This is a genomic window from Rossellomorea oryzaecorticis (assembly GCF_045897515.1).
Lineage (GTDB): Bacteria > Bacillota > Bacilli > Bacillales > Bacillaceae_B > Rossellomorea > Rossellomorea enclensis.
Map to the genome: position 1 here is coordinate 151,428 of NZ_JBJOSA010000003.1, position 20,088 is coordinate 171,515.

15 protein-coding genes and 1 tRNA gene are annotated in these 20,088 nt (G+C 45.8%); 2 read left to right on the plus strand and 14 right to left on the minus strand.

Features of this window, described 5'->3' with window-relative positions; all coding sequences use genetic code 11:
- Positions 1-271: 271 nt before the first annotated feature.
- From rnr to rpoN, 11 genes are all read right to left on the minus strand, one after another.
- Positions 272-2,599, minus strand: a complete 2,328-nt coding sequence (rnr, locus tag ACKA06_RS04990; RefSeq protein ID WP_032086612.1) for a ribonuclease R — start codon at positions 2,597-2,599, stop codon at positions 272-274.
- Positions 2,600-2,626: 27 nt separating this feature from the next.
- Positions 2,627-3,373, minus strand: coding sequence for an alpha/beta hydrolase (locus tag ACKA06_RS04995; protein WP_058299643.1), 747 nt, complete (start codon positions 3,371-3,373; stop codon positions 2,627-2,629).
- 568 nt (positions 3,374-3,941) lie between these two features.
- Positions 3,942-4,169, minus strand: coding sequence for a preprotein translocase subunit SecG (gene secG, locus ACKA06_RS05000; protein ID WP_032086614.1), 228 nt, complete (start codon positions 4,167-4,169; stop codon positions 3,942-3,944).
- A 608-nt stretch (positions 4,170-4,777) separates the two neighbouring features.
- The gene (gene eno, locus ACKA06_RS05005) at positions 4,778-6,070 is read right to left on the minus strand and encodes a phosphopyruvate hydratase (RefSeq protein WP_032086615.1); all 1,293 of its coding nucleotides are present in this window, start codon (positions 6,068-6,070) and stop codon (positions 4,778-4,780) included.
- A 348-nt stretch (positions 6,071-6,418) separates the two neighbouring features.
- Positions 6,419-7,954, minus strand: coding sequence for a 2,3-bisphosphoglycerate-independent phosphoglycerate mutase (gene gpmI / locus ACKA06_RS05010; protein ID WP_411159114.1), 1,536 nt, complete (start codon positions 7,952-7,954; stop codon positions 6,419-6,421).
- On the minus strand, positions 7,947-8,708 hold the full coding sequence (tpiA, locus tag ACKA06_RS05015) for a triose-phosphate isomerase (protein WP_032086617.1): 762 nt from the start codon (positions 8,706-8,708) through the stop codon (positions 7,947-7,949). The genes gpmI and tpiA overlap by 8 nt, the downstream gene beginning before the upstream one ends.
- A gap of 41 nt (positions 8,709-8,749) precedes the next feature.
- Positions 8,750-9,934, minus strand: a complete 1,185-nt coding sequence (locus ACKA06_RS05020; RefSeq protein ID WP_411159115.1) for a phosphoglycerate kinase — start codon at positions 9,932-9,934, stop codon at positions 8,750-8,752.
- 177 nt (positions 9,935-10,111) lie between these two features.
- On the minus strand, positions 10,112-11,119 hold the full coding sequence (gene gap, locus ACKA06_RS05025) for a type I glyceraldehyde-3-phosphate dehydrogenase (protein WP_411159116.1): 1,008 nt from the start codon (positions 11,117-11,119) through the stop codon (positions 10,112-10,114).
- 55 nt (positions 11,120-11,174) lie between these two features.
- Positions 11,175-12,197, minus strand: coding sequence for a sugar-binding transcriptional regulator (locus ACKA06_RS05030; RefSeq protein WP_064563488.1), 1,023 nt, complete (start codon positions 12,195-12,197; stop codon positions 11,175-11,177).
- Positions 12,198-12,424: 227 nt separating this feature from the next.
- On the minus strand, positions 12,425-12,670 hold the full coding sequence (locus ACKA06_RS05035; RefSeq protein WP_032086621.1) for a glutaredoxin family protein: 246 nt from the start codon (positions 12,668-12,670) through the stop codon (positions 12,425-12,427).
- 349 nt (positions 12,671-13,019) lie between these two features.
- Positions 13,020-14,342 (minus strand): RNA polymerase factor sigma-54, encoded by a 1,323-nt coding sequence (gene rpoN, locus ACKA06_RS05040; RefSeq protein WP_198257967.1) that lies wholly within the window; start codon positions 14,340-14,342, stop codon positions 13,020-13,022.
- A 236-nt stretch (positions 14,343-14,578) separates the two neighbouring features.
- On the opposite strand from rpoN, the gene ACKA06_RS05045 reads away from it, so the two are divergent.
- A complete protein-coding gene (locus ACKA06_RS05045) occupies positions 14,579-15,256 on the plus strand; it encodes a GIY-YIG nuclease family protein (RefSeq protein WP_411159117.1) in 678 nt (225 codons plus the stop codon).
- A gap of 278 nt (positions 15,257-15,534) precedes the next feature.
- Here ACKA06_RS05045 and ACKA06_RS05050 read toward each other — a convergent pair.
- Positions 15,535-15,606: transfer RNA gene (locus ACKA06_RS05050), tRNA-Arg, on the minus strand.
- Between the two features lie 242 nt (positions 15,607-15,848).
- Between ACKA06_RS05050 and clpP the strand changes: the two genes are divergently transcribed.
- Positions 15,849-16,445, plus strand: coding sequence for an ATP-dependent Clp endopeptidase proteolytic subunit ClpP (clpP, locus tag ACKA06_RS05055; protein WP_032086625.1), 597 nt, complete (start codon positions 15,849-15,851; stop codon positions 16,443-16,445).
- Between the two features lie 422 nt (positions 16,446-16,867).
- Here clpP and ACKA06_RS05060 read toward each other — a convergent pair whose 3' ends face one another.
- Both ACKA06_RS05060 and ACKA06_RS05065 read right to left on the minus strand, forming a co-directional pair.
- A complete protein-coding gene (locus tag ACKA06_RS05060; RefSeq protein WP_411159118.1) occupies positions 16,868-19,729 on the minus strand; it encodes an ATP-binding protein in 2,862 nt (953 codons plus the stop codon).
- Positions 19,716-20,087: a response regulator transcription factor gene (locus ACKA06_RS05065; RefSeq protein ID WP_032086627.1), complete on the minus strand. Its 372-nt coding sequence runs from the start codon at positions 20,085-20,087 to the stop codon at positions 19,716-19,718. The genes ACKA06_RS05060 and ACKA06_RS05065 overlap by 14 nt, the downstream gene beginning before the upstream one ends.
- Position 20,088 lies beyond the last annotated feature (1 nt).

Below are 20,088 nucleotides of genomic sequence, written 5' to 3' on the forward strand. Positions count from 1 at the left end.
AAAGAAGCAAAGGATTAGCTTTGCTCACAAGTTATATATATTCGGTTCTTTATACCGCTTTTGATTTCCGTGCAGGACTTCGCTTTCCGCGGGCGGTTGGTGAGCCTCCTCGTCGCTGCGCTCCTGCGGGGTCTCACCTAACTCGCTTCTCCCGCAGGAGTCTTCGTCCTGCACTCCAATCAAAAGCTGGAATGACCAGATACACAACACAATCCTCTTACACCATAAATTTTCAAATATATTTACCCTTATCTATCATCTAACAAAAAGCCTACTTTTTCTTTTTACGTTTGCTTCTTGGGGCGTTTTCGTAGTGTTTTTTGTTTTTCTTTTTCTTTTTGTTGTTTTTGGGCGGGCGGGTTGACCATTCTCCGTCTTCTTTTTTACGTGACGGGGATTTTCCTTTTCCGCTGTCTGAGCGGAAAGTGCGGGATTCGGACGGCCTTTCCCTTCGGTTGTTTTTCATGCCGACGATTTCGAAGTCGATGGCGCGTTCGTCTTTGTTGACGCTGACGACGCGTATCGTGATTTCATCACCGATGCGGAAGACGTTGCCTGTCCGCTCGCCGATCATGGCGAGGTGCCGCTCGTCGAAACGGTAGTAATCGTCTGTCATGTAGCTGACATGGACAAGACCTTCAATCGTGTTAGGCAGTTCGACGAACATACCGAAGTTCGTGACGGAAGAGATGATCCCGTCGTACTCTTCCCCTACTTTGTCTTCCATGTACTCTGCTTTTTTCAGTTCATCCGTTTCACGTTCTGCGTCGACAGCACGGCGCTCGCGGCTTGATGTATGCTGCGCGATATTGCCCATCTGCGCTCCCCATTTATCGCGCGTCGCTTGATCGATTTTCCCTTCAATCAGGTACGTTCTGATCAGACGGTGGACGATCAGGTCAGGGTAACGGCGGATCGGCGATGTGAAATGAGTGTAGAACTCTGTCGCCAGTCCAAAGTGACCGAGGCTTTCAGGATCATATTTCGCCTGCTGCATCGAACGGAGCATCATCGTAGAGACAACCATTTCCTCCGATTTACCCTGTACGTCTTCAATGATTTCCTGAAGGGCGCGCGGGTGTACGGAGTTGGCTGTGCCTTTTACAATCAATCCGAAGTTCGTGATGAACTCGAAGAAGCGCTGCAGCTTGTCTTCTTTCGGATCTTCGTGGATACGGTAAATGAACGGTACTTCCATCCAGTGGAAATGTTCCGCCACCGTTTCGTTGGCAACGAGCATGAATTCTTCTATCAGTTTTTCTGCAACGGAACGTTCACGCAGGACGACATCCGTCGGTTCCCCTTCATCATCGACAAGGACTTTTGCTTCTTTGAAATCAAAGTCGATGGCGCCGCGTTTCATCCGTTTTGTACGCAGGATCTGGGCAAGGTCTTCCATTTGCTCGAACATCGGCACCAGCGGCTCATAATGCGTGCGGAGCTCTTCGTCTTTGTCGACAAGAATTTTATTTACATCAGAGTACGTCATTCTTTCCGTTGTCTTGATGACACTCTGGAAGATTTCGTGTTTGACGACATCCCCATCCGGTGAGATTTCCATGTCACAGGAAAGTGTCAAACGGTCCACCTGCGGATTCAATGAACAGATTCCGTTTGAGAGTCGGTGCGGGATCATCGGGATGACCCGGTCTACCAGGTATACACTCGTTCCGCGGTCAAATGCTTCCTGATCGATAGGAGAGCTTTCTTTTACATAGTAGGTGACATCGGCGATATGTACTCCAAGCTTGTAGTTGCCGTTGTCGAGCTTTGTCACCGTGACCGCATCATCAAGGTCCTTTGCATCCGCTCCGTCAATCGTAACGATCGTCTGGTCACGCAGGTCCCTTCTATTCGGAATCTCGGATTCGTCGATCGTATCGGGTACATTATTTGCCTGTTCCATCACTTCTTCAGGAAACTCGACCGTGATGCCGTGTTTATGAATGATCGACAGGATATCGACGCCGGGATCATTTTTATGACCGAGGATTTCAACTACTTCCCCTTCTGCACTCTTCCGGCCTTCAGGATAAGCCGTTAGCTTCACGACAACCTTATGTCCCTCGATAGCTCCCTTTTGGGCGGACTTAGGGATAAAGACGTCGCTTGCAAACTTCTTATCATCAGGGATGACGAATCCAAAGTGTTTGCTTTGAGTGAACGTACCGACCATCTGATCGACACCACGTTCCACGATCCGGACGATGGTCCCTTCCCGTCTTGAACCCGACGAGTTCGATGACACACGTACAAGGACGATGTCCCCGTGCATCGCGTTGTTTGTTTCATTCGGAGGGATGAAGATATCATCCATGCCCGATTCCTCAGGTATGACGAAAGCGAATCCTTTCGCATGGGCGGAAACCTTTCCTCTTACCAGATTCATTTTTTCCGGCAGCCCATACCGGTTGCTGCGGGTACGCACCACAAGACCCTTCTCTTCCATCACGACAAGCGCCTTTACAAAATCCTTGAAATTGGTGGAGCCCTCGATTCCGAATGCTTCCTCCAACTCCTGTACCGTCAGCGGCTTATAGGCCTCATCTCTCATGTAGGAAAGGAGTTTATCCACATGCTCTTTAATATTTTCGTCCATGACATTCCCTCCTGCTCTTGCTATTCATTAAACAGTCCAATCCAATTTTTCAAGGAAATTGTACACATCTTCATGAAGCTGCTCTTTTTCCTTATCCAGTGTAATGACATGACCCGATTCTTCGTACCATTTTAAGTCCTTTTCGTCCGATTCAACGTTATCATAAATAATGTTGGCAGAATCGGTATTAATCATATGATCATGTCTTGCCTGTACGACAAATGTCGGTGAATAGATCATATCGACATTCCCGCGCACATCGGCAATCAGTTCCTGAAGAGCTTTCAGCGTGTTCATCGGTGTCTTCTTGAACTCTTCTATTTCCTTTTCAATTTGATCTTCCTGTTTTCCTTCAAATTTTTTAAATTCGCGGGCGTATTCCACGACCCCTTTATACATGACTTCTTCACTTTTTATATACATAGGCGCACACATTGGTACAATACCCTTTACAGGTACAGTGTAACCTAATTTCAAGGAAAATACCCCACCCAATGACAGTCCGGCAACGGCGATTTCTTCGTAGCCTTTATCCTTCAGATGCTGATATCCGTTCATGACATCCTGCCACCAGTCTTCAGGGCCTGTATGAACCAGCTCTTCAGGCGGTACACCATGTCCTTTATAATGAGGTGCGTGTGAAGAGTATCCTTTCTTTTCAAGATAGCGGCCGAGCATCCTCACATCTGCCGAGTTGCCGGTGAATCCGTGCAGCAGCAAAACGGCTCTCGGGCCGGCTTCGAATGTAAATGGCTTTGGTAAAACGGTCTTCATATAGTGTGACTCCTTTTCTCTGAATTTAAACAAACGTTTGATTAACTCCATCCAGTGTTGATGAGGCGGGCTACAACGGTTTAAACGATTGTTTAAAAGATTTGTTTATGTAATGGGATTTCGGTTTGTTTTTTTAAACAAACGTTTGATTAAGATTGGCGAACCCTTGATGCGTATGGGTTCAATGAGTTAAACGATCGTTTAAATGGTTTACTCTTTATTTTTAGCAAAGATTGTGGTTACAATCCAATATTTCGCTTTTTATTTTAGCGCGTTATCAGCGGTTGATTGGAGTGCAAGACGAAGACTCCTATCAGAAAAGCGGAAGGGCTTTGCTCAGAGGCGTGTGGCATAAGACGAATCGGCCTGGAAGGCGTTCTTTGCCTTCTTGGTCGGTTTGGCTTATGACATGTGCCTCTAAGCCCTGCAGCTAGACAGTTAAACCATGGGAATGAGTGAGGAGGCTCACGGGCTACCCGCGGAAAGCGAAGTCTTGCACGGAAATCAATAGCGGCATTATAGGGATAAAAATAAAAAAACCTGACCCTATTAGAGATCAGGTTTTGTATTATATCGCAACGATTGCAGTTGTTAAAATAAAGAATAATACCGCCAGCACGATGGTGATCCGGTGTAATACCAAGTCGATACCGCGTGCTTTCTGTTTTCCGAAAAGCTGTTCTGCACCACCAGAGATGGCCCCTGAAAGTCCAGCACTCTTACCTGATTGAAGTAAAACCAAAGCGATAAGGGCAATTGAATCAATGATAAGCAAAGTGACTAATAAAGCGTGCATGAGTCCCACCTCCTGATACGAACATTACAACATTCTTAGTTTACCATAGGGACATGGTACGGACAAGGTAATATTCGCATAATTGTGGAAAGTGTTGGGTTTGGGAGGAGTGGGATTTTTTTCGGGCCGGAATGAAACATATATCTGTTAGAATCGGGACAGTTAAAAACAGACAAATAAAGGTTTTGGACATTTCGGGTATGGTACTTCGCTGGCAGATTAGAATGATTCTAAGTGGTGCATAAAAATGAAAAGTTGCACGTATTTTAGAAAACTGGAACGTATTTTGTAAAAGTTGCACGTAAATTCAAAATGTGGAATGCAAAGTTGGATAAGTTGCATGAAATCCGTTGCAGAAGGAGATTCCATCAAATATATGACCTCTGTATTGCACCTTGGCAACTCTTTTAAAGACTAATTTGTCTATTTTTAATAAAAAACAGGTAAAACGAACGCATTCAGAAGATAAACTGCTTCTACAGCCGCTGATCAGTCTCCCCCCTGCCCGACCGAGCGCTCAGTCCGGCAGCACACACCACGCGACACCCCATAACAGAAAAAAACAGCCCCGTCACCAACGGGGCTGCCCTCACTAATTAAAACTTCAATTAGCGCTTAACGTTATAAAAAGTTTTCACACCAAGGTATTGTGCAGTGTGTGCCAATTGGTCTTCGATACGAAGCAATTGGTTGTATTTCGCTACACGGTCTGTACGTGATGGTGCACCTGTTTTGATTTGGCCGGCATTTGTCGCAACTGCAATGTCAGCGATTGTGCTGTCTTCTGTTTCACCAGAACGGTGGGAGATAACTGCAGTGTAGCCTGCGCGCTTCGCCATTTCGATTGCATCGAATGTTTCAGTAAGTGTACCGATTTGGTTCACTTTGATCAGGATGGAGTTACCGATACCCTGCTCGATACCTTGCTCAAGCTTCGTTGTGTTTGTTACGAACAAGTCGTCTCCAACAAGCTGAACTTTGTTTCCGATGCGGTCAGTAAGAAGTTTGAAACCTTCCCAGTCGTTTTCGTCAAGACCGTCTTCGATTGAGATGATTGGGTATTTGTCGCACATTTCAGCATACCAGTCAACCATTTCAGCAGACGTACGAACAACGCCTTCACCAGAAAGATGGTATTTACCGTCTTCTTTGTTGTAGATTTCAGAAGCTGCTACGTCCATTGCAAGAAGAACTTCTTCGCCTGGCTTGTAGCCTGCATTTTCGATTGCTTCGATGATTGTAGAAAGTGCTTCTTCGTTGGACTTAAGGTTAGGAGCGAATCCGCCTTCGTCACCTACAGCCGTGTTGTAGCCTTTAGATTTAAGAACTGACTTCAGGCTGTGGAAGATTTCAGCACCCATGCGAAGTCCTTCTTTGAAAGTAGGAGCTCCTACAGGCATGATCATGAATTCCTGGATGTCAACGTTGTTGTCAGCGTGCTCTCCGCCGTTGACAATGTTCATCATTGGAACTGGAAGCTGCTTAGAGTTGAATCCTCCAAGGTATTGGTAAAGTTCCACACCGAAGAAGTCAGCAGCTGCGCGTGCAACAGCCATGGAAACACCAAGGATTGCGTTCGCACCCAGTTTACCTTTGTTTTCTGTACCGTCAAGCGCGATCATCGCTTGGTCGATCGCCACTTGTTCAGTTACGTCGTAACCGATGATTTCTTCAGCGATTTCGTTGTTTACGTTGTCGACTGCTTTTTGAACACCTTTACCAAGGTAGCGGCCTTTGTCGCCGTCGCGAAGTTCTACTGCTTCGTATTCACCAGTAGATGCTCCGGATGGAACAAGTGCGCGTCCGAAAGCGCCTGATTGAGTGTAAACTTCTACTTCGATTGTTGGGTTACCGCGTGAATCTAGTACTTCACGTGCGTATACGTCTGTAATGAATGGCATAAAAATAACTCTCCTTTATAGTTAGGTTTTTATCATACTCTTGTAATAAGGGCCGTTGATTTCCGCTGCAGGCACTCGCTTTCCGCGGGGCGGGCGGTGAGCCTCCTTGGCTTCGCCTGCGGGAAGAAAAGCGGAAGGGCTTTGCACAGAGGCGGGTGGCATAAGGCGAATCGGCCACGAAGGCGTTCTTTGCCTTCTTGGACGAGTTGACTTATGACATGTGCCTCTAAGCCCTAGAGCTGGACACGTCTCACCTGTCCCGCATATCCCGCAGGAGTCGAGTGCCTTCCGCTCCAATCAACTCTGGGTATGAACCCGCTGGCCCCTGCAAAGTACTGTTTCTACAATTTATTTTTTAATCAATGATTTCCCCGTCATTTCCTTCGGCAGATCCACTTTCAGCAGATCAAGCATCGTCGGAGCAAGATCTCCAAGGATTCCGCCGTCGCGGAGTTCGATTCCTTCTTTGGTGACGATGACAGGAACCGGGTTGGTTGTGTGGGCGGTCATCGGCTTGCCTTCTTCGGTAAGGACTTCGTCGGCGTTACCGTGATCGGCTGTGATGATGGCCGTTCCGCCTTTTTTCTCGATCAGGTCGATGATTTTGCCGAGGCATTCATCGACTGTTTCGACTGCCTTGATCGTCGGTTCAAGCATTCCGGAGTGGCCGACCATGTCAGGGTTTGCAAAGTTCAGGATGATCGCATCGTGATTGTCTGCTTCGATTTCGGCAAGCAGAGCATCTGTCACTTCATAGGCGCTCATCTCTGGCTGAAGGTCATAGGTTGCCACTTTCGGTGAATCGATCAGGATCCGCTTTTCGCCCGGGAATTCATTCTCACGGCCGCCGCTCATGAAGAACGTGACGTGAGGATATTTTTCCGTTTCGGCGATGCGAAGCTGTTTCAAACCGTTTTGAGACAGAACTTCACCCAGCGTGTTATCCAGATTCGTCGGTTTGAAGGCAACGAAGCCGTCCACCGTTTCACTGAATTTTGTCAGGCATACGAAGTGAAGATTCTTAGGATGCTTATCGCCGCGTACGAAGTAGCGGAAATCTTCGTTCGTGAATGTATTTGAAATCTGGATGGCACGGTCCGGACGGAAGTTGTAGAAGATGACTGCATCTTCGTCCTTGATTGTTGCAACCGGCTCTCCATTTTCTTTTGTAATGACAGAAGGAAGAACGAATTCATCGTAGATTCCTTTTTCATATGAGTCGTTGATCAACTGCATCGGATCTGTGTAATCAGGTCCTTCACCGTACACCATCGCACGGTAGGACTTTTCTACACGCTCCCAGCGTTTGTCACGGTCCATTGAGTAATAGCGTCCGGAAATCGTGGCGAATTCGCCGACGCCGATTTCCTTCATTTTCGCTTCTGCCTCTTCGATGTATTTCGGTGCTGTCTGCGGACCGACGTCGCGTCCGTCAAGGAACGCATGCACATAGACTTTCTCTACGCCTTCCTGTGCCGCTAAGCCAAGGAGTGCGTATAAGTGTTCGATGTGGCTGTGTACGCCGCCGTCTGACAGAAGACCGAAGATATGAAGGGCTGTCCCTTTTTCTTTCACGTGGTTGATGGCATCAAGGAAGGTTGCATTCGTTTCGAATTCCCCTTCACGGATCGCCAGGTTCACGCGTGTCAGACTTTGATAGACGATGCGGCCTGCACCGATGTTCAGGTGGCCGACTTCGGAGTTACCCATCTGTCCTTCAGGGAGACCGACCGCTTCACCGGAAGCCGTCAACTGGTTATGCGGGTACTTTTTCCACAAGCGGTCGAAGTTCGGTTTCTTTGCCTGTGCAACAGCATTTCCTTCGTTCGTGTCACGGCATGCGAAGCCGTCTAAGATGATTAAAGCTGTTGGTGACTTACTCATGAGAACCTGCCTCCAGTAGCTGAAGGAACGATTGAGGTTCCAGGCTTGCGCCGCCTACCAGAGCCCCATCGATGTCGGATTGAGCCATATATTCTTTAATGTTGTTCGGCTTTACGCTTCCGCCGTACTGTACGCGTACAGAATCTGCTGCAGCTTGTGAGAATTCACTTGCAACAACTTGACGGATATGGGCGCATACTTCGTTGGCATCTTCTGAAGTAGAAGATTTGCCAGTTCCGATTGCCCAGATTGGTTCGTAAGCGATGACTGTCTTCTTGACTTGATCTTCAGTAAGACCGGAAAGCGCCTTTTTCACCTGGGACCCGACAAGATCCTTCGTTTCATTGTTCTCACGCTGTTCCAATGTTTCACCGACACACACGATCGGAGTCAGGTTGTGTTTGAATGCAGCAAGAGTTTTCTTGTTTACGGACTCGTCTGTTTCATTGAACATTTCACGGCGCTCTGAGTGGCCGATGATCACATATTCAACACCGATGTCTGCTAGAGCCACAGGGCTCACTTCGCCAGTGAAAGCTCCGTTTTCTTCGAAGTGCATGGTTTGTGCACCGATTGCCACCTTGCTGTCTTTTGTCTGTTCAACCAGGTTTTCTAAAAATAGAGCTGGTGCACAGATGACAGAGTCGACTTTATCTGTATCAGGAACCAATCCTTTTACTTCTTCAGTGAAAGTCTTTGCTTCTGATGCCGTTTTGTTCATTTTCCAGTTTCCTGCAATGATCGGCTTACGCATAGTGCTCATCCTTTCTTGGCTATCATAATGTTTTTGCTGAATTATTTATCGTTAAGGGCTGTAACACCTGGAAGTTCTTTGCCTTCCATGAACTCAAGTGATGCGCCTCCGCCTGTAGAGATATGACTCATCTTGTCAGCATAGCCGAATTTTTCGACAGCTGCTGCAGAGTCACCGCCACCGATGACAGAGTATGTATCTGTCGCATCGGCCAACGCCTCAGCTACGGCTTTTGTTCCGTTTGCAAATGCATCGAGTTCGAATACACCCATAGGTCCGTTCCAGATGACAAGCTTACTATCCTTGATTGTCGCTTGGAATAATTCCCTTGTCTTAGGACCGATATCAAGTGCTTCCCAATCAGACGGGATCGAATCGATATCCACTTCTTTTGTATTTGCGTCGTTTGAGAAGTCATCAGCAACGACTACATCGACAGGCATAAGGAATTTAACGCCTTTTTCTTCAGCTTTTTTCATGAATTGCTTTGCAAGGTCGATTTTATCTTCTTCTAAAAGGGATTTTCCTACTTCGTGCCCCTGTGCTTTCACGAATGTGTAAGCAAGTCCGCCTCCGATGATCAGGTTGTCCACTTTATCTAACAGGTTATCGATGACACCGATTTTGTCTTTGACTTTCGCTCCGCCGATGATCGCAGTGAATGGACGCTCAGGAGTTGAAAGTGCTTTGCCTAGTACTTCAAGCTCTTTTTCCATCAATAATCCTGCGACAGCCGGAAGATGCTTTGCCACACCTTCAGTTGAAGCGTGCGCGCGGTGGGCTGCACCGAATGCATCGTTCACATAAAGATCTGCAAGCTCCGCGAATTCTTTTGCAAGTTCAGGGTCATTCTTTGTTTCGCCGGCATAGAAACGCACGTTTTCGAGAACGAGTACATCACCATCAGCCATTTCGCTGATTTTGGCTTGTACGTTTTCTCCGTATGCTTCGTCCGCTTTAGCTACGTTCTTTCCAAGCAGCTCTGAAAGTCTTTCCGCTACCGGAGTCAAACGAAGTTCTTCTACCACTTCACCCTTAGGACGGCCCAAGTGACTCGCCAGGATGACTTTCGCTCCGCCTTCCACAAGATACTTGATTGTTGGAAGTGCAGCCTGGATACGGGTTTCATCCGTGATTTTGCCTTCTGACATCGGTACGTTGAAGTCGACACGGCAAAATACGCGTTTCCCTTTTACATCAACATCTTTGATTGATTTTTTATTCATCGTAAAAGGCCTCCTTTTGTGTTTCTTTTCAAAATGAAAAGAAAATTCAGTATAGGAACAAGAAAAAGGGAGTGGGGAATCTTCCCCGCTCCCCTTCATCCCTTTCCATTATAGAGGGTGGGACAGAATTTATCCATCCTCACCGTGCTGATAATGTCAATTTACATTAATGTCGGATTAAAGACCTTTAGAAGCGATGTAATCAACAAGGTCAACTACGCGGTTAGAGTATCCGCTCTCGTTGTCATACCAAGAGATGACTTTCACCATGTTGTCTTCCATTACCATAGTAGATAATGCATCGATTGTTGATGAAGCAGGGCTTCCGTTGTAGTCAGTTGATACTAGTGGCTCTTCGCTGTAAGCAAGAACTCCTTTAAGGTCGCCTTCAGCAGCTTCTTTGAATGCTGCGTTTACATCTTCAGCAGTAACGTTCTTGTCTAGTTCAGCAACAAGGTCAACAAGAGAAACGTTTGGAGTCGGTACACGTACTGCTCCACCGTTCAATTTGCCTTTTAGTTCAGGAAGAACTAGTGATACAGCCTTCGCAGCACCCGTAGTTGTAGGGATGATGTTCTCAGCTGCCGCACGCGCACGACGGTAGTCTTTATGCGGAAGATCAAGGATTTGCTGATCGTTTGTGTAAGAGTGGATTGTAGTCATCATACCACGCTTGATTCCGAACTTGTCGTTAAGGACTTTCGCGAATGGAGCAAGGCAGTTAGTTGTACAAGATACGTTAGAGATCACGTTGTGGTTCTCTGCATCGTACTTGTCTTCGTTAACACCCATAACAACTGTGATGTCTTCATCTGTTGCAGGAGCAGAGATGATGACTTTCTTCGCACCAGCTTCAAGGTGTTTCGCAGCGTCTGCACGCTTTGTGAAACGGCCAGTAGATTCAACGACCACTTCTACACCGAGGTCGCCCCAGCCAAGTTGAGCAGGGTCGCGCTCAGCAAGTACTTTTACTTTTTTATCGCCGATAACAAGAGTGTCACCGTCAACAGTTACTTTCTCTTCAAGAGTTCCGTGAACTGTATCATATTGTAAAAGGTGAGCAAGCATGTTTGCATCAGTCAAGTCGTTGACTGCCACTACCTCTACGTTATCGTTTTTAAGTGCTGCACGGAATACGTTACGTCCGATACGTCCAAATCCGTTAATACCAATTTTAGTTGCCATAATATTATTTCCTCCTTTAGTGTGTGTAAGGATGATTTTTATATTTCAAAAGGCTTCAGCCTTTTAAAAGCTCTTTCGCTGCTCCTTCATCCGTGATCAGGATGGTTGAAGAGGGAGCACTCTTTAAATATGCCCGGATCGCTTTCGCTTTCGAGCTGCCGCCGGCAACCGCAAACACATGATTGATATGCTTCAGGTCTTCAAGCTGGAGTCCGATGGTCGGCACTTTATGTACCACTTCCCCCGACTCATCGAAATAGTAGCCGAACGCTTCACCAACAGCGTGACCCACCGTGATTTTTTCAAAATCATCCGGTGACGTCTTGCGTCTTTCAGCCATTGTAATAGCATCTCCAATTCCATGAAGAACCATGTTCGCCGACTTGATTAAATTCAAGACCTCTTTGATCATCGGTTCCTTCAAAAAGGATTTGTAGACTTCTTTACTCACCTGATCGGGAACATACAATACGCGGTGGCGCATCCCTGTATGCTCTGCCATCTTTGCACAAATCGTGTTGGCCTGGTTCTTTACATCTTCCCCGATTCCGCCGCGCGCAGGAACAAACAGCGTGTCGGATCCGGAAAAGTCGGGTGTCAGCATTTCTGCGACAGCCGCCATGGTAGAACCGCCGGTCACAGCGATGATATTATTCCCCTCAAGGCGCTGTTTCATACTAAAAGCAGACGCACGCCCCAATTCTTCTTTTACCCAGGGAGACTCATCACTATTCCCAGGAACGATGACAATTTCATTAAGATTGAGTAAAGACTGTAATCTTTTCTCCATTTCATTGATCCCTGAAATCTCTCTCATCATGTTTTCAATCCTGTCGAGGAGCTTCATGCCGTCTTCGGTCATGATCATCCCGGATGTCTTGATCGAGATGAGATCCTGATTCTTCAGGAATTCCACTTCACTTCTCAACACCCGTTCCGTCAGCCCGAGGTTCTGCGCTAAGCTCCTGCGGCCGACCGGCTGTAAGAATTGAATCGAACGGAGAATCTGATGCCTCTTTTGCATAACTTCAAGCAGGTCGGGTAATAATCGCTTTTGTATATCTATAATGGATTCCATCGGTAAAAGCTCCTTACATGGAGTGAGTGACTGCCACTTTATAGTAATTCCACAATGGATATGCAATAAACACTGCCTCACATTGTTGTTGATGAAAATGCGGCTTATGCCTGGTTGGACTCTAAAAGTCCCGCATAGACATATTGTGTCCCACTGACTCCAAAAAAAATTCATCCCTGCTTTCAACGTCAATTCTATCAGTATGGATATCGCATTTCAACTAGAAACTACTGGGTTTTTTCATGTAAACGGTTACTCAGTGTAAAATAGTCAATTTGCCCGTACTGAATGATTTCTCCGTCATATTCCACCACAGGAATCATGAGTCCGAAACGCTCCGTCAGCTCGTCACTCTCGTCGATATCCTTCTCGATGATCTCGAATTTCAGGTCGTCCTGGACGAGTTTCAGGTTCAGTTTCGCGTCGGTGCAGAGATGGCATTGGTTTCTGGTGTAGAAGATGACTGGGTTCATTGGTTTGGTCCTCCGTTTAGTGATTTGCGAATGATTTAAGGGGTGGTACTTTTGTTGGTCAGTTGTACCAGTTACAAAACATGTTCATTATACCTGGTACAACTGATATTACTATATATGAAGGTTCGGTCCAAATGGTTTGGGCGGTTGGCCAAGCCGACGGATTTTGTCGTTTTTTGTAAAATTGTCGGCAAATTTAATTTTTTGTCCGTATTTAAGAAAAAATGTCCGTATTTTAAACTTTTTGTCCGTATCCTCAAAAAATTGTCCGTTTTCATCATACTGTCCGAATTCCAACAAAATTCACCAGCCTATTACGACTATGTCCATCCGCAAGGTTCATTTCATTCTATTCATACCGCTTCCTCATCGTAGACGAAGAAATCCCCAGCTGGTCACGGTATTTGGCGATCGTCCGGCGCGAGACATCAAAGCCTTTGTCGATGAGCATATTGACGATTTTCTGATCGGACAGCGGTTTTTTCTTATCTTCTTCGTCCACCAGGCGCTGTAATTCATTTTTGATGGCAGTGGAAGAAGCCGCTCCGGAGTCTTCTGGGCTCAGTGTTCTAATGGCGGCACTGAAGAAGTACTTCATTTCATAGATTCCATAGGGGGTCTGCATATACTTACCCTTGACCGCGCGGCTTACCGTCGATTCATGGACTCCCGCTTCATCGGCCACTTCCTTCAGTGTCAGCGGCTGCAGACCGGACGGCCCTTCGAGGAAGAATGATTTCTGCTTTTCGACAATCAATTTACCCACTTTTAGAATCGTCTGTTTCCTCTGCTGCAGGTTTTGAAGTAGCCATTGGAATTCCTGGTCCTTCTCCCTCAGGTAACGTACGGTTTCCTTATCGGGGTGATGCTCGAGGAAATCCTTGTATTCCTCATTATAGATCACCTTGACAGTCGTCCCGTCAAAAAGGGAAACAGAGACTTCATTCCCACCCGATGTTTTCACGACCAATTCAGGGGCGATGTAATGAGAAGGTCCGTCGCTGTATAGTGCTCCGGGACGTGGATTGCACTCCCGGATGAGATCTGCGGCCTTCTGGATGTCCTTCAGGTCGACATCCAAATCCTTCGCAATCCCCTTCCATTTTTTCGCGGCAAAATCATCGAAATGTTCTTCGACGATCGTTCGGGCAAGCTCTGCGGCCTCTCTTCGCTTTAACTGGAGGGAAATGCACTCCTGCAGGGAACGGGCCCCTATGCCGGCAGGCTCCAATTCTTGCAGTCTGTCAATATAGTACTGGAGCTCGCCGGATTTCAGATCATGCCTGGAGAGGAAATCTTCCGTTTCAATATGCAGATATCCGTTCTCATCCAGGCTGTAAAACAGGTCTTTCATGATTTTTAGTTCAATCGATGTAAACGATTTCAAATCCAATTGAAGAAAAAGATGCTCTTCAAGTGTTTTCTTGGAGACTGATAGAAACTCAGTGAAATCGGTCTTGTTTTTTTCATTATTATAATAAGACTCTCCCCGGACGGGAATGTCTGTGATGGGGTCTTCTATTTGTATGAGGGGATTCTCCAATGCCTTTGTTTCGAGGAAAGCATTCAGTTCCAACGTGGAATACTGGAGGATGGTGATGGCCTGCTTTAGCTCTTGGGTCATCTGAAGCTTTAGTTGCTGTTTCTGCCATAATCCTGTGTTCAAATTCATCCTTCTAACCTCCTCCCCTCATTTTACATGAAATCGGGGGTTTCGTTAATGGGAATTGTTTGGTAATAGGGGGGACAAAATAAAAAAGGATATATTTATCAATTCACTAATTAAACCTTTATCTTATTTTCTCATTTTTCCTTTAAGGTAGTATAAGTATATTTCCTCTTAAATGCGACCATAAATTAAATAATAGAAAAATTGATTCAGTACAAGAAATGGAAGGAGAGATTAATATGCAAAAAAACTTAGAATTCACATTTAAAAATCAACCCTTGACCCCCGCTATCTGTGAACCGTTGATAACTGAATGTTTTGCAGGAAGAAAAGTGACTAGAAACGCAATTGTCAAAGAAGTAACTCAAATGCACTTACTAAGAGGCGGTCTTGAATCAGAGGCTATCGATGTACCGCGGACAATAAAAAAAGCTTTAGAGAATTTGAGAAAAAAACAACTCGCCACTAAACATCCTTCTTACTCCTATTGGATCATTTATCCAAAAGAAAATACCAAAACAACACAACAACATAAAAATCAGAATAACTTAGAAAAAGAAAATATTAATAGTAATGAAGATACAATAGTACTGGGGGCTGGTTCTGGATCTGTATACTTATTTTATTTCCCTGAATATAAAAAAGATTCCCTTGAGAAATGGAAATGTAAAATCGGAAAAACCAAAGGGCGGACAAAAGATCGGATTTTTTCTGAAGCAACACGTTTACCTGAGAAGCCAATTATTCCTGTTGAAATAAGGTCAGACAATCCTCTCCTATTAGAAAAAACTATTCATTATATACTAACTTACAGAAATCAAAAAGATAATAATTCTGGTGGTGGAAAAGAGTGGTTTATAACAAACCCGAAGGAATTTATTGAAATTGCACAATCCATTACAAAAGAAATTTATTAATATTTGAGCACTTCATTTAAATGTAACAAAGACAAGTCTATTAACGGTTAAATACGTAAAATAAAAGTCTTTTTATTTTCCACTGCCTATTAGACTCTTTCAGGAACTAACCTATTTAATACTTTGATGCTAACCTCTGCTTTTCTTTCTGCCATGTTTATTCCTCCCATTGCGTGTTATTCGTTGCGTGGTATAAACAATTGAAAAGCACCCAAACAAGGTAAACAAAAAAAGACCTCATGTCCGCTGATAAACTCAACAAACACAAGGTCTTCGTACGCCCTCGGAGGGAATCGAACCCCCATTTTAAGAACCGGAATCTTACGTGCTATCCGTTGCACCACGAGGGCATGTATGTGGACTTGCAAAACTATCGTCCGAAAGTATATTATAATGTACTTTTTTCAGGAATGCAATACGTTTTCTCTGTTTAAAAAAGGAATGGATGGGTATGATGTAGAAAGGATTACATAGTGTAAGAATCACTGATGCGTCAGGTTTGACCTTTATTGACCAACAGTGTATGATTACAGTACAAAGTGAATATGTATTAAATACAAATAAAAAAGTGTACTTTAAGGAGGAACGAAGGATGAACTTAATTCCTACAGTTATTGAACAAACGAACCGCGGCGAACGTGCATATGACATTTATTCCCGTCTTTTGAAAGACCGTGTCATCATGCTTGGAAGCGCCATCGATGATAATGTGGCGAACTCCATTGTAGCACAACTTCTATTCCTGGAGTCTGAAAATCCGGAGAAAGATATCTCCATCTATATCAACTCACCTGGCGGAAGCATCACGGCAGGTATGGCGATCTATGATACGATCCAATACATCAAGCCTGATGTACAAACAATCTGTATCGGTATGGCCGCTTCAATGGGTGCATTCCTTCTTGCAGCAGGTGCTGAAGGCAAGCGACTTGCCCTTCCGAATGCAGAAGTCATGATCCATCAGCCGCTTGGAGGAGCACAAGGTCAGGCGACGGAAATCGAAATCGCTGCGAAGCGCATTCTATTCCTTCGTGAAAAACTGAACCAGATCCTCGCAGACCGCACTGGCCAGCCGCTAGAAGTCATCGCGAAAGATACTGACCGCGACAACTTCATGACTGCCGAGCGCGCGAAGGAATACGGTTTAATCGACCGCATCATCACTCGCAACGATATGAACAATAAATAATACTCTTTTTTGAGAGTCTCCCCCGACGGCTTTGACCGCCGGGGTTTTTGTTTTGGATTGGGAGAGGGTATGAGATTTGGGACGGGCGGGCACCGGATTTTGTCTGCTTATGTCGAAAAATCGTCAGCTCGCACATATAATCAATATTCCGCACTTATATCCGGAATTTCGCACTTATATGAAAAATTCCGCTCTTAAACAGTTCTGCCCATAACATATCCTCTCTATTTTTCTCCCAGGATCATTATCTCAAAACGAAAGCCGGTACTTTGAACAATCACTCACCTTAAATAGCGATAAAATCCTCAAAAAAACCACTACTATAACTTTAAAAAAGCTCTTTACAATCTTCCCATGAAATAAAAATCGGCCCGCCCCTCGATACGTTAATACGTTAACGCGCTCAGGGACGGGCCTTCACTTTATTCCTCTTTAAAAGGTATCAGCACTTCCCCATTCCTCCCGCTTTTCAGGAGCAGATGAAGAATGGTTTTGGACAGTTCACTTGGGTGATAGGGTTTCACAAGGTAATCAACTGCCCCGAGTGTGATGCCTTTTTCTTTTTCATCGAGTGCGGATGAGATGATGATCGGGATGTCGCACAGCTCTTCATTTGCTTTCAGGGCTTCGAGAACGTCCCAGCCCGACATGGTTCCTTCGAGCATGATATCGAGGACGACAGCATCCGGTTTGAACTCAGTTATTTTTTCAATCGCGGCTTCTCCGGATTTCGCATGCTGCACCTGGAATCCGCTTCCGGATAACTCTGCCGTGAGCAGCGATGCGAGGTTGATGTCATCCTCTATGACCGTGATCGACATGCCATCGCCGCTTGATTCTTCCTCCTTGAAGGTCTGGAGTGTCACCATCGGGAGGCAGACCGTGAACGTACTTCCCTTCCCTATTTCAGAAGCTACCCTGATACTGCCGTCATGATTCTCGATGATTTCCTTTACGATTGTAAGACCCAGCCCTGTGCCGCCGATCCTTCTGCGGTCTGAATTGTCGACCCGATAGAATTTCGTGAACAGCTTAGGGAAGGCATCATCCGGGATGCCGAGTCCTTCATCTATGATATTGATGAACACCATATCCTGTTTTTCATAAACCCGGGTGGTGATGGTTCCGCCGTCGGGTGAATATTTGATGGCATTGCTGATCAGGTTCGTGAACGCCTGTGATAATTTATCTTTATCGCCGAGGACCATCGTACAATCCGTGTCTTTCTCAATGGTGAATGTATGATGGGGCGCATTGACTTTCTGGGTGTTGATGACATGCTGGATGATCGGGACGATGTCCTCGTACCGTTTATCAAAGGTCTGCCTGCCGGACTCCATCCGCTGGACATCAAGAAAATCATTGATCAGCGACGTCAATCGTTTGGCTTCCTGATAAATGGTGGTCAGATACTTCTTCGTTCTTTCCGGCTTCAAGTCTTTCGTCAGCATCAATTCGGTGAAGCCGAGTACACTCGAAAGCGGAGTTCGCAGTTCATGGCTGACCGTCGAGACGAATTCCGATTTCATCTGATCGACTTCGAATTCCTTTGTGATGTCCCGGTGGACGAAGATCGTGCCCACTTTCTCATCACCACGGTAGAGAGACTCCGAGTACACCTGATAGACGGTTCTGCCGTCTTCGAGATGGTACGTATGGAGATGCCTGCCGGCTTTTTCCGATTCTATGACCATCTCATAATACCGGTTAAGCATTTTAGGATCTTCAACCCGGCTTGCAAGCGCCTGTTTCCATTCTTGATAAGGTGCCTGCTGCAGGGCACACAGCTCCCCTTGGATGATTTTCGCCAGTTTCGTATTCATCAGCATGCTGTTCCCGTCGTTATCGACCAGCTGGATGCCTTCCTGGATGTTATTCAGTATATCCTGGTTCATATGGCGGTCTTTTTCCGACTCTTCAAACAGGTTGATCTTTTGAAGGGAGATGGAAATCTGCTTGCTGAGACTCTTGTATTCTTTCAGTTCCTCCGGATTGAAATCCTGGCCGAAGCGGCTGAAGACCATGATGGCTTCCACCTCTTTGCTCAGCGATAATATCGGGATGAAAAGATCATAAGAATACATCGTTTCAAGATGATAGCTCTTCTCCGCCTCCACAAGCCCACGTTTAACCGAAAAAGCTTTCTTCTGTTGAACTAAACGCTGATGAAGTCCGTTATCCATATAGTTGATGAACTGCTCCACTCCCTTTTCGGAAATCCCGCATGATGCACGCGACTTCTTCTCATCAAGGAGGACAATCATTCCGCGCGAGGCGTCCATGACCCCGCACATCGTGTCTACGATGCTATCCAGCACTTCCTGTTTGTTGAGGGAATAAGAAATCCCGTTGATGAATTCATTGCGCCGCTCGAGCTGCTGTTCGCGAAGTTTGGCAACCGTAAGCAGATGCTCAAGCTTCGACTGCTGTGATTCAAGTTCATCCTGCTGGGCGACAAGCTCCTCATTCTGGGCGAGCAAATCCTCTTCCTTCAATTGAATCCGGTGGATCATTTTTTCAAATGCCCGAGACACCTTCCCGATTTCATCTTTCCGATTGTTTTCAAAAGACCAGCTCTGATACGTTTCATCTTCGGCAATCTGCTCGGCTGCGGTTGCGACCTGATTGAGCGGGCTGCCGATTTGTTTTGCCAGCATTCTCATGATTCTCATCAACACCAGGAGCATAAGGAAAATGAACAGGACAAAGGCCCCCTGGCTGAGGGATTGCTTACGTTTCACCTCTTCATATGCCTCATCACTCTTTTGCTCGATTGAATCCTTATAGTCGTTCATCTGATTTTGAAAAGTGTCAACAGTGGCAGTTCCTCCGTCTGCAGATGCTTTTTTTACCGCTTCGAAGTCTCCGTTGTCGTAATTTGTAATGGCATTCGCGACGATTTGGTTAAAATAGTATGCAGAAAATTCTTCTACATCCTTGATGAACGATTGATCCTCTGGTTCGATCGCAAGCATCCTGAATTTCTCGATGGTATTTTCGATCACGATTTCCTGACGGTAAATGCTTTCCTTCAGCTCCAGCCTTCCAAATGCAACGTAGCCCCTGGCATCAAAGAAGGCTTTGCTGAATGCCCTGTTCAGCTGTTCAGCCACTGCTTCTTTCTCATTGAGCTTTTCTCGTTCCGCTTGATATTCATCCGTAATGTATTGATTGTAGAGAAACAAACAGGCAGCCCCGATCAGGAAAATAAAGATGAAGCTGGTCATCACACCGATGAATTGATTGCGCAGGCTTGTTTGGAAAAACCCCCTAATTCTCTTCATTCAAGATTTCCTCGATCCGCTGGACAAGTTCCATTGGGCTGTATGGTTTCGCAATGAAGTAGTCGGCACCTGATTTCAGCACCCGTTCCTTATCCGCCTGCTGGCTTTTGGCCGAAACCATCATGATTTTCACGTCTTGTTTCTCCGGTGTGTTCCTTACCTTTTCGATGACTTCAAGCCCTGTAAATAAAGGCATCATATAATCGAGGAGGATCAGGTCATAGTCATGTTCCATAATGCTTGAGACGGCTTCCCTGCCGTCCGCCGCTTCATGAAGTTCGTGACCCTCATCCTCCAGGGTATCAACCACCAGCATTCTAAGTACTTCTTCATCTTCCGCCACTAAAATTTTGGCCACC

Excerpts from the sequence above, each read along its gene's own strand:
- rnr (WP_032086612.1), bottom strand. The coding sequence starts at position 2,599 with ATGGACGAAAATATTAAAGAGCATGTGGATAAACTCCTTTCCTACATG.
- ACKA06_RS04995 (WP_058299643.1), bottom strand. The coding sequence starts at position 3,373 with ATGAAGACCGTTTTACCAAAGCCATTTACATTCGAAGCCGGCCCGAGA.
- secG (WP_032086614.1), bottom strand. The coding sequence starts at position 4,169 with ATGCACGCTTTATTAGTCACTTTGCTTATCATTGATTCAATTGCCCTT.
- eno (WP_032086615.1), bottom strand. The coding sequence starts at position 6,070 with ATGCCATTCATTACAGACGTATACGCACGTGAAGTACTAGATTCACGC.
- gpmI (WP_411159114.1), bottom strand. The coding sequence starts at position 7,954 with ATGAGTAAGTCACCAACAGCTTTAATCATCTTAGACGGCTTCGCATGC.
- tpiA (WP_032086617.1), bottom strand. The coding sequence starts at position 8,708 with ATGCGTAAGCCGATCATTGCAGGAAACTGGAAAATGAACAAAACGGCA.
- ACKA06_RS05020 (WP_411159115.1), bottom strand. The coding sequence starts at position 9,934 with ATGAATAAAAAATCAATCAAAGATGTTGATGTAAAAGGGAAACGCGTA.
- gap (WP_411159116.1), bottom strand. The coding sequence starts at position 11,119 with ATGGCAACTAAAATTGGTATTAACGGATTTGGACGTATCGGACGTAAC.
- ACKA06_RS05030 (WP_064563488.1), bottom strand. The coding sequence starts at position 12,197 with ATGGAATCCATTATAGATATACAAAAGCGATTATTACCCGACCTGCTT.
- ACKA06_RS05035 (WP_032086621.1), bottom strand. The coding sequence starts at position 12,670 with ATGAACCCAGTCATCTTCTACACCAGAAACCAATGCCATCTCTGCACC.
- rpoN (WP_198257967.1), bottom strand. The coding sequence starts at position 14,342 with ATGAATTTGAACACAGGATTATGGCAGAAACAGCAACTAAAGCTTCAG.
- ACKA06_RS05045 (WP_411159117.1), top strand. The coding sequence starts at position 14,579 with ATGCAAAAAAACTTAGAATTCACATTTAAAAATCAACCCTTGACCCCC.
- clpP (WP_032086625.1), top strand. The coding sequence starts at position 15,849 with ATGAACTTAATTCCTACAGTTATTGAACAAACGAACCGCGGCGAACGT.
- ACKA06_RS05060 (WP_411159118.1), bottom strand. The coding sequence starts at position 19,729 with ATGAAGAGAATTAGGGGGTTTTTCCAAACAAGCCTGCGCAATCAATTC.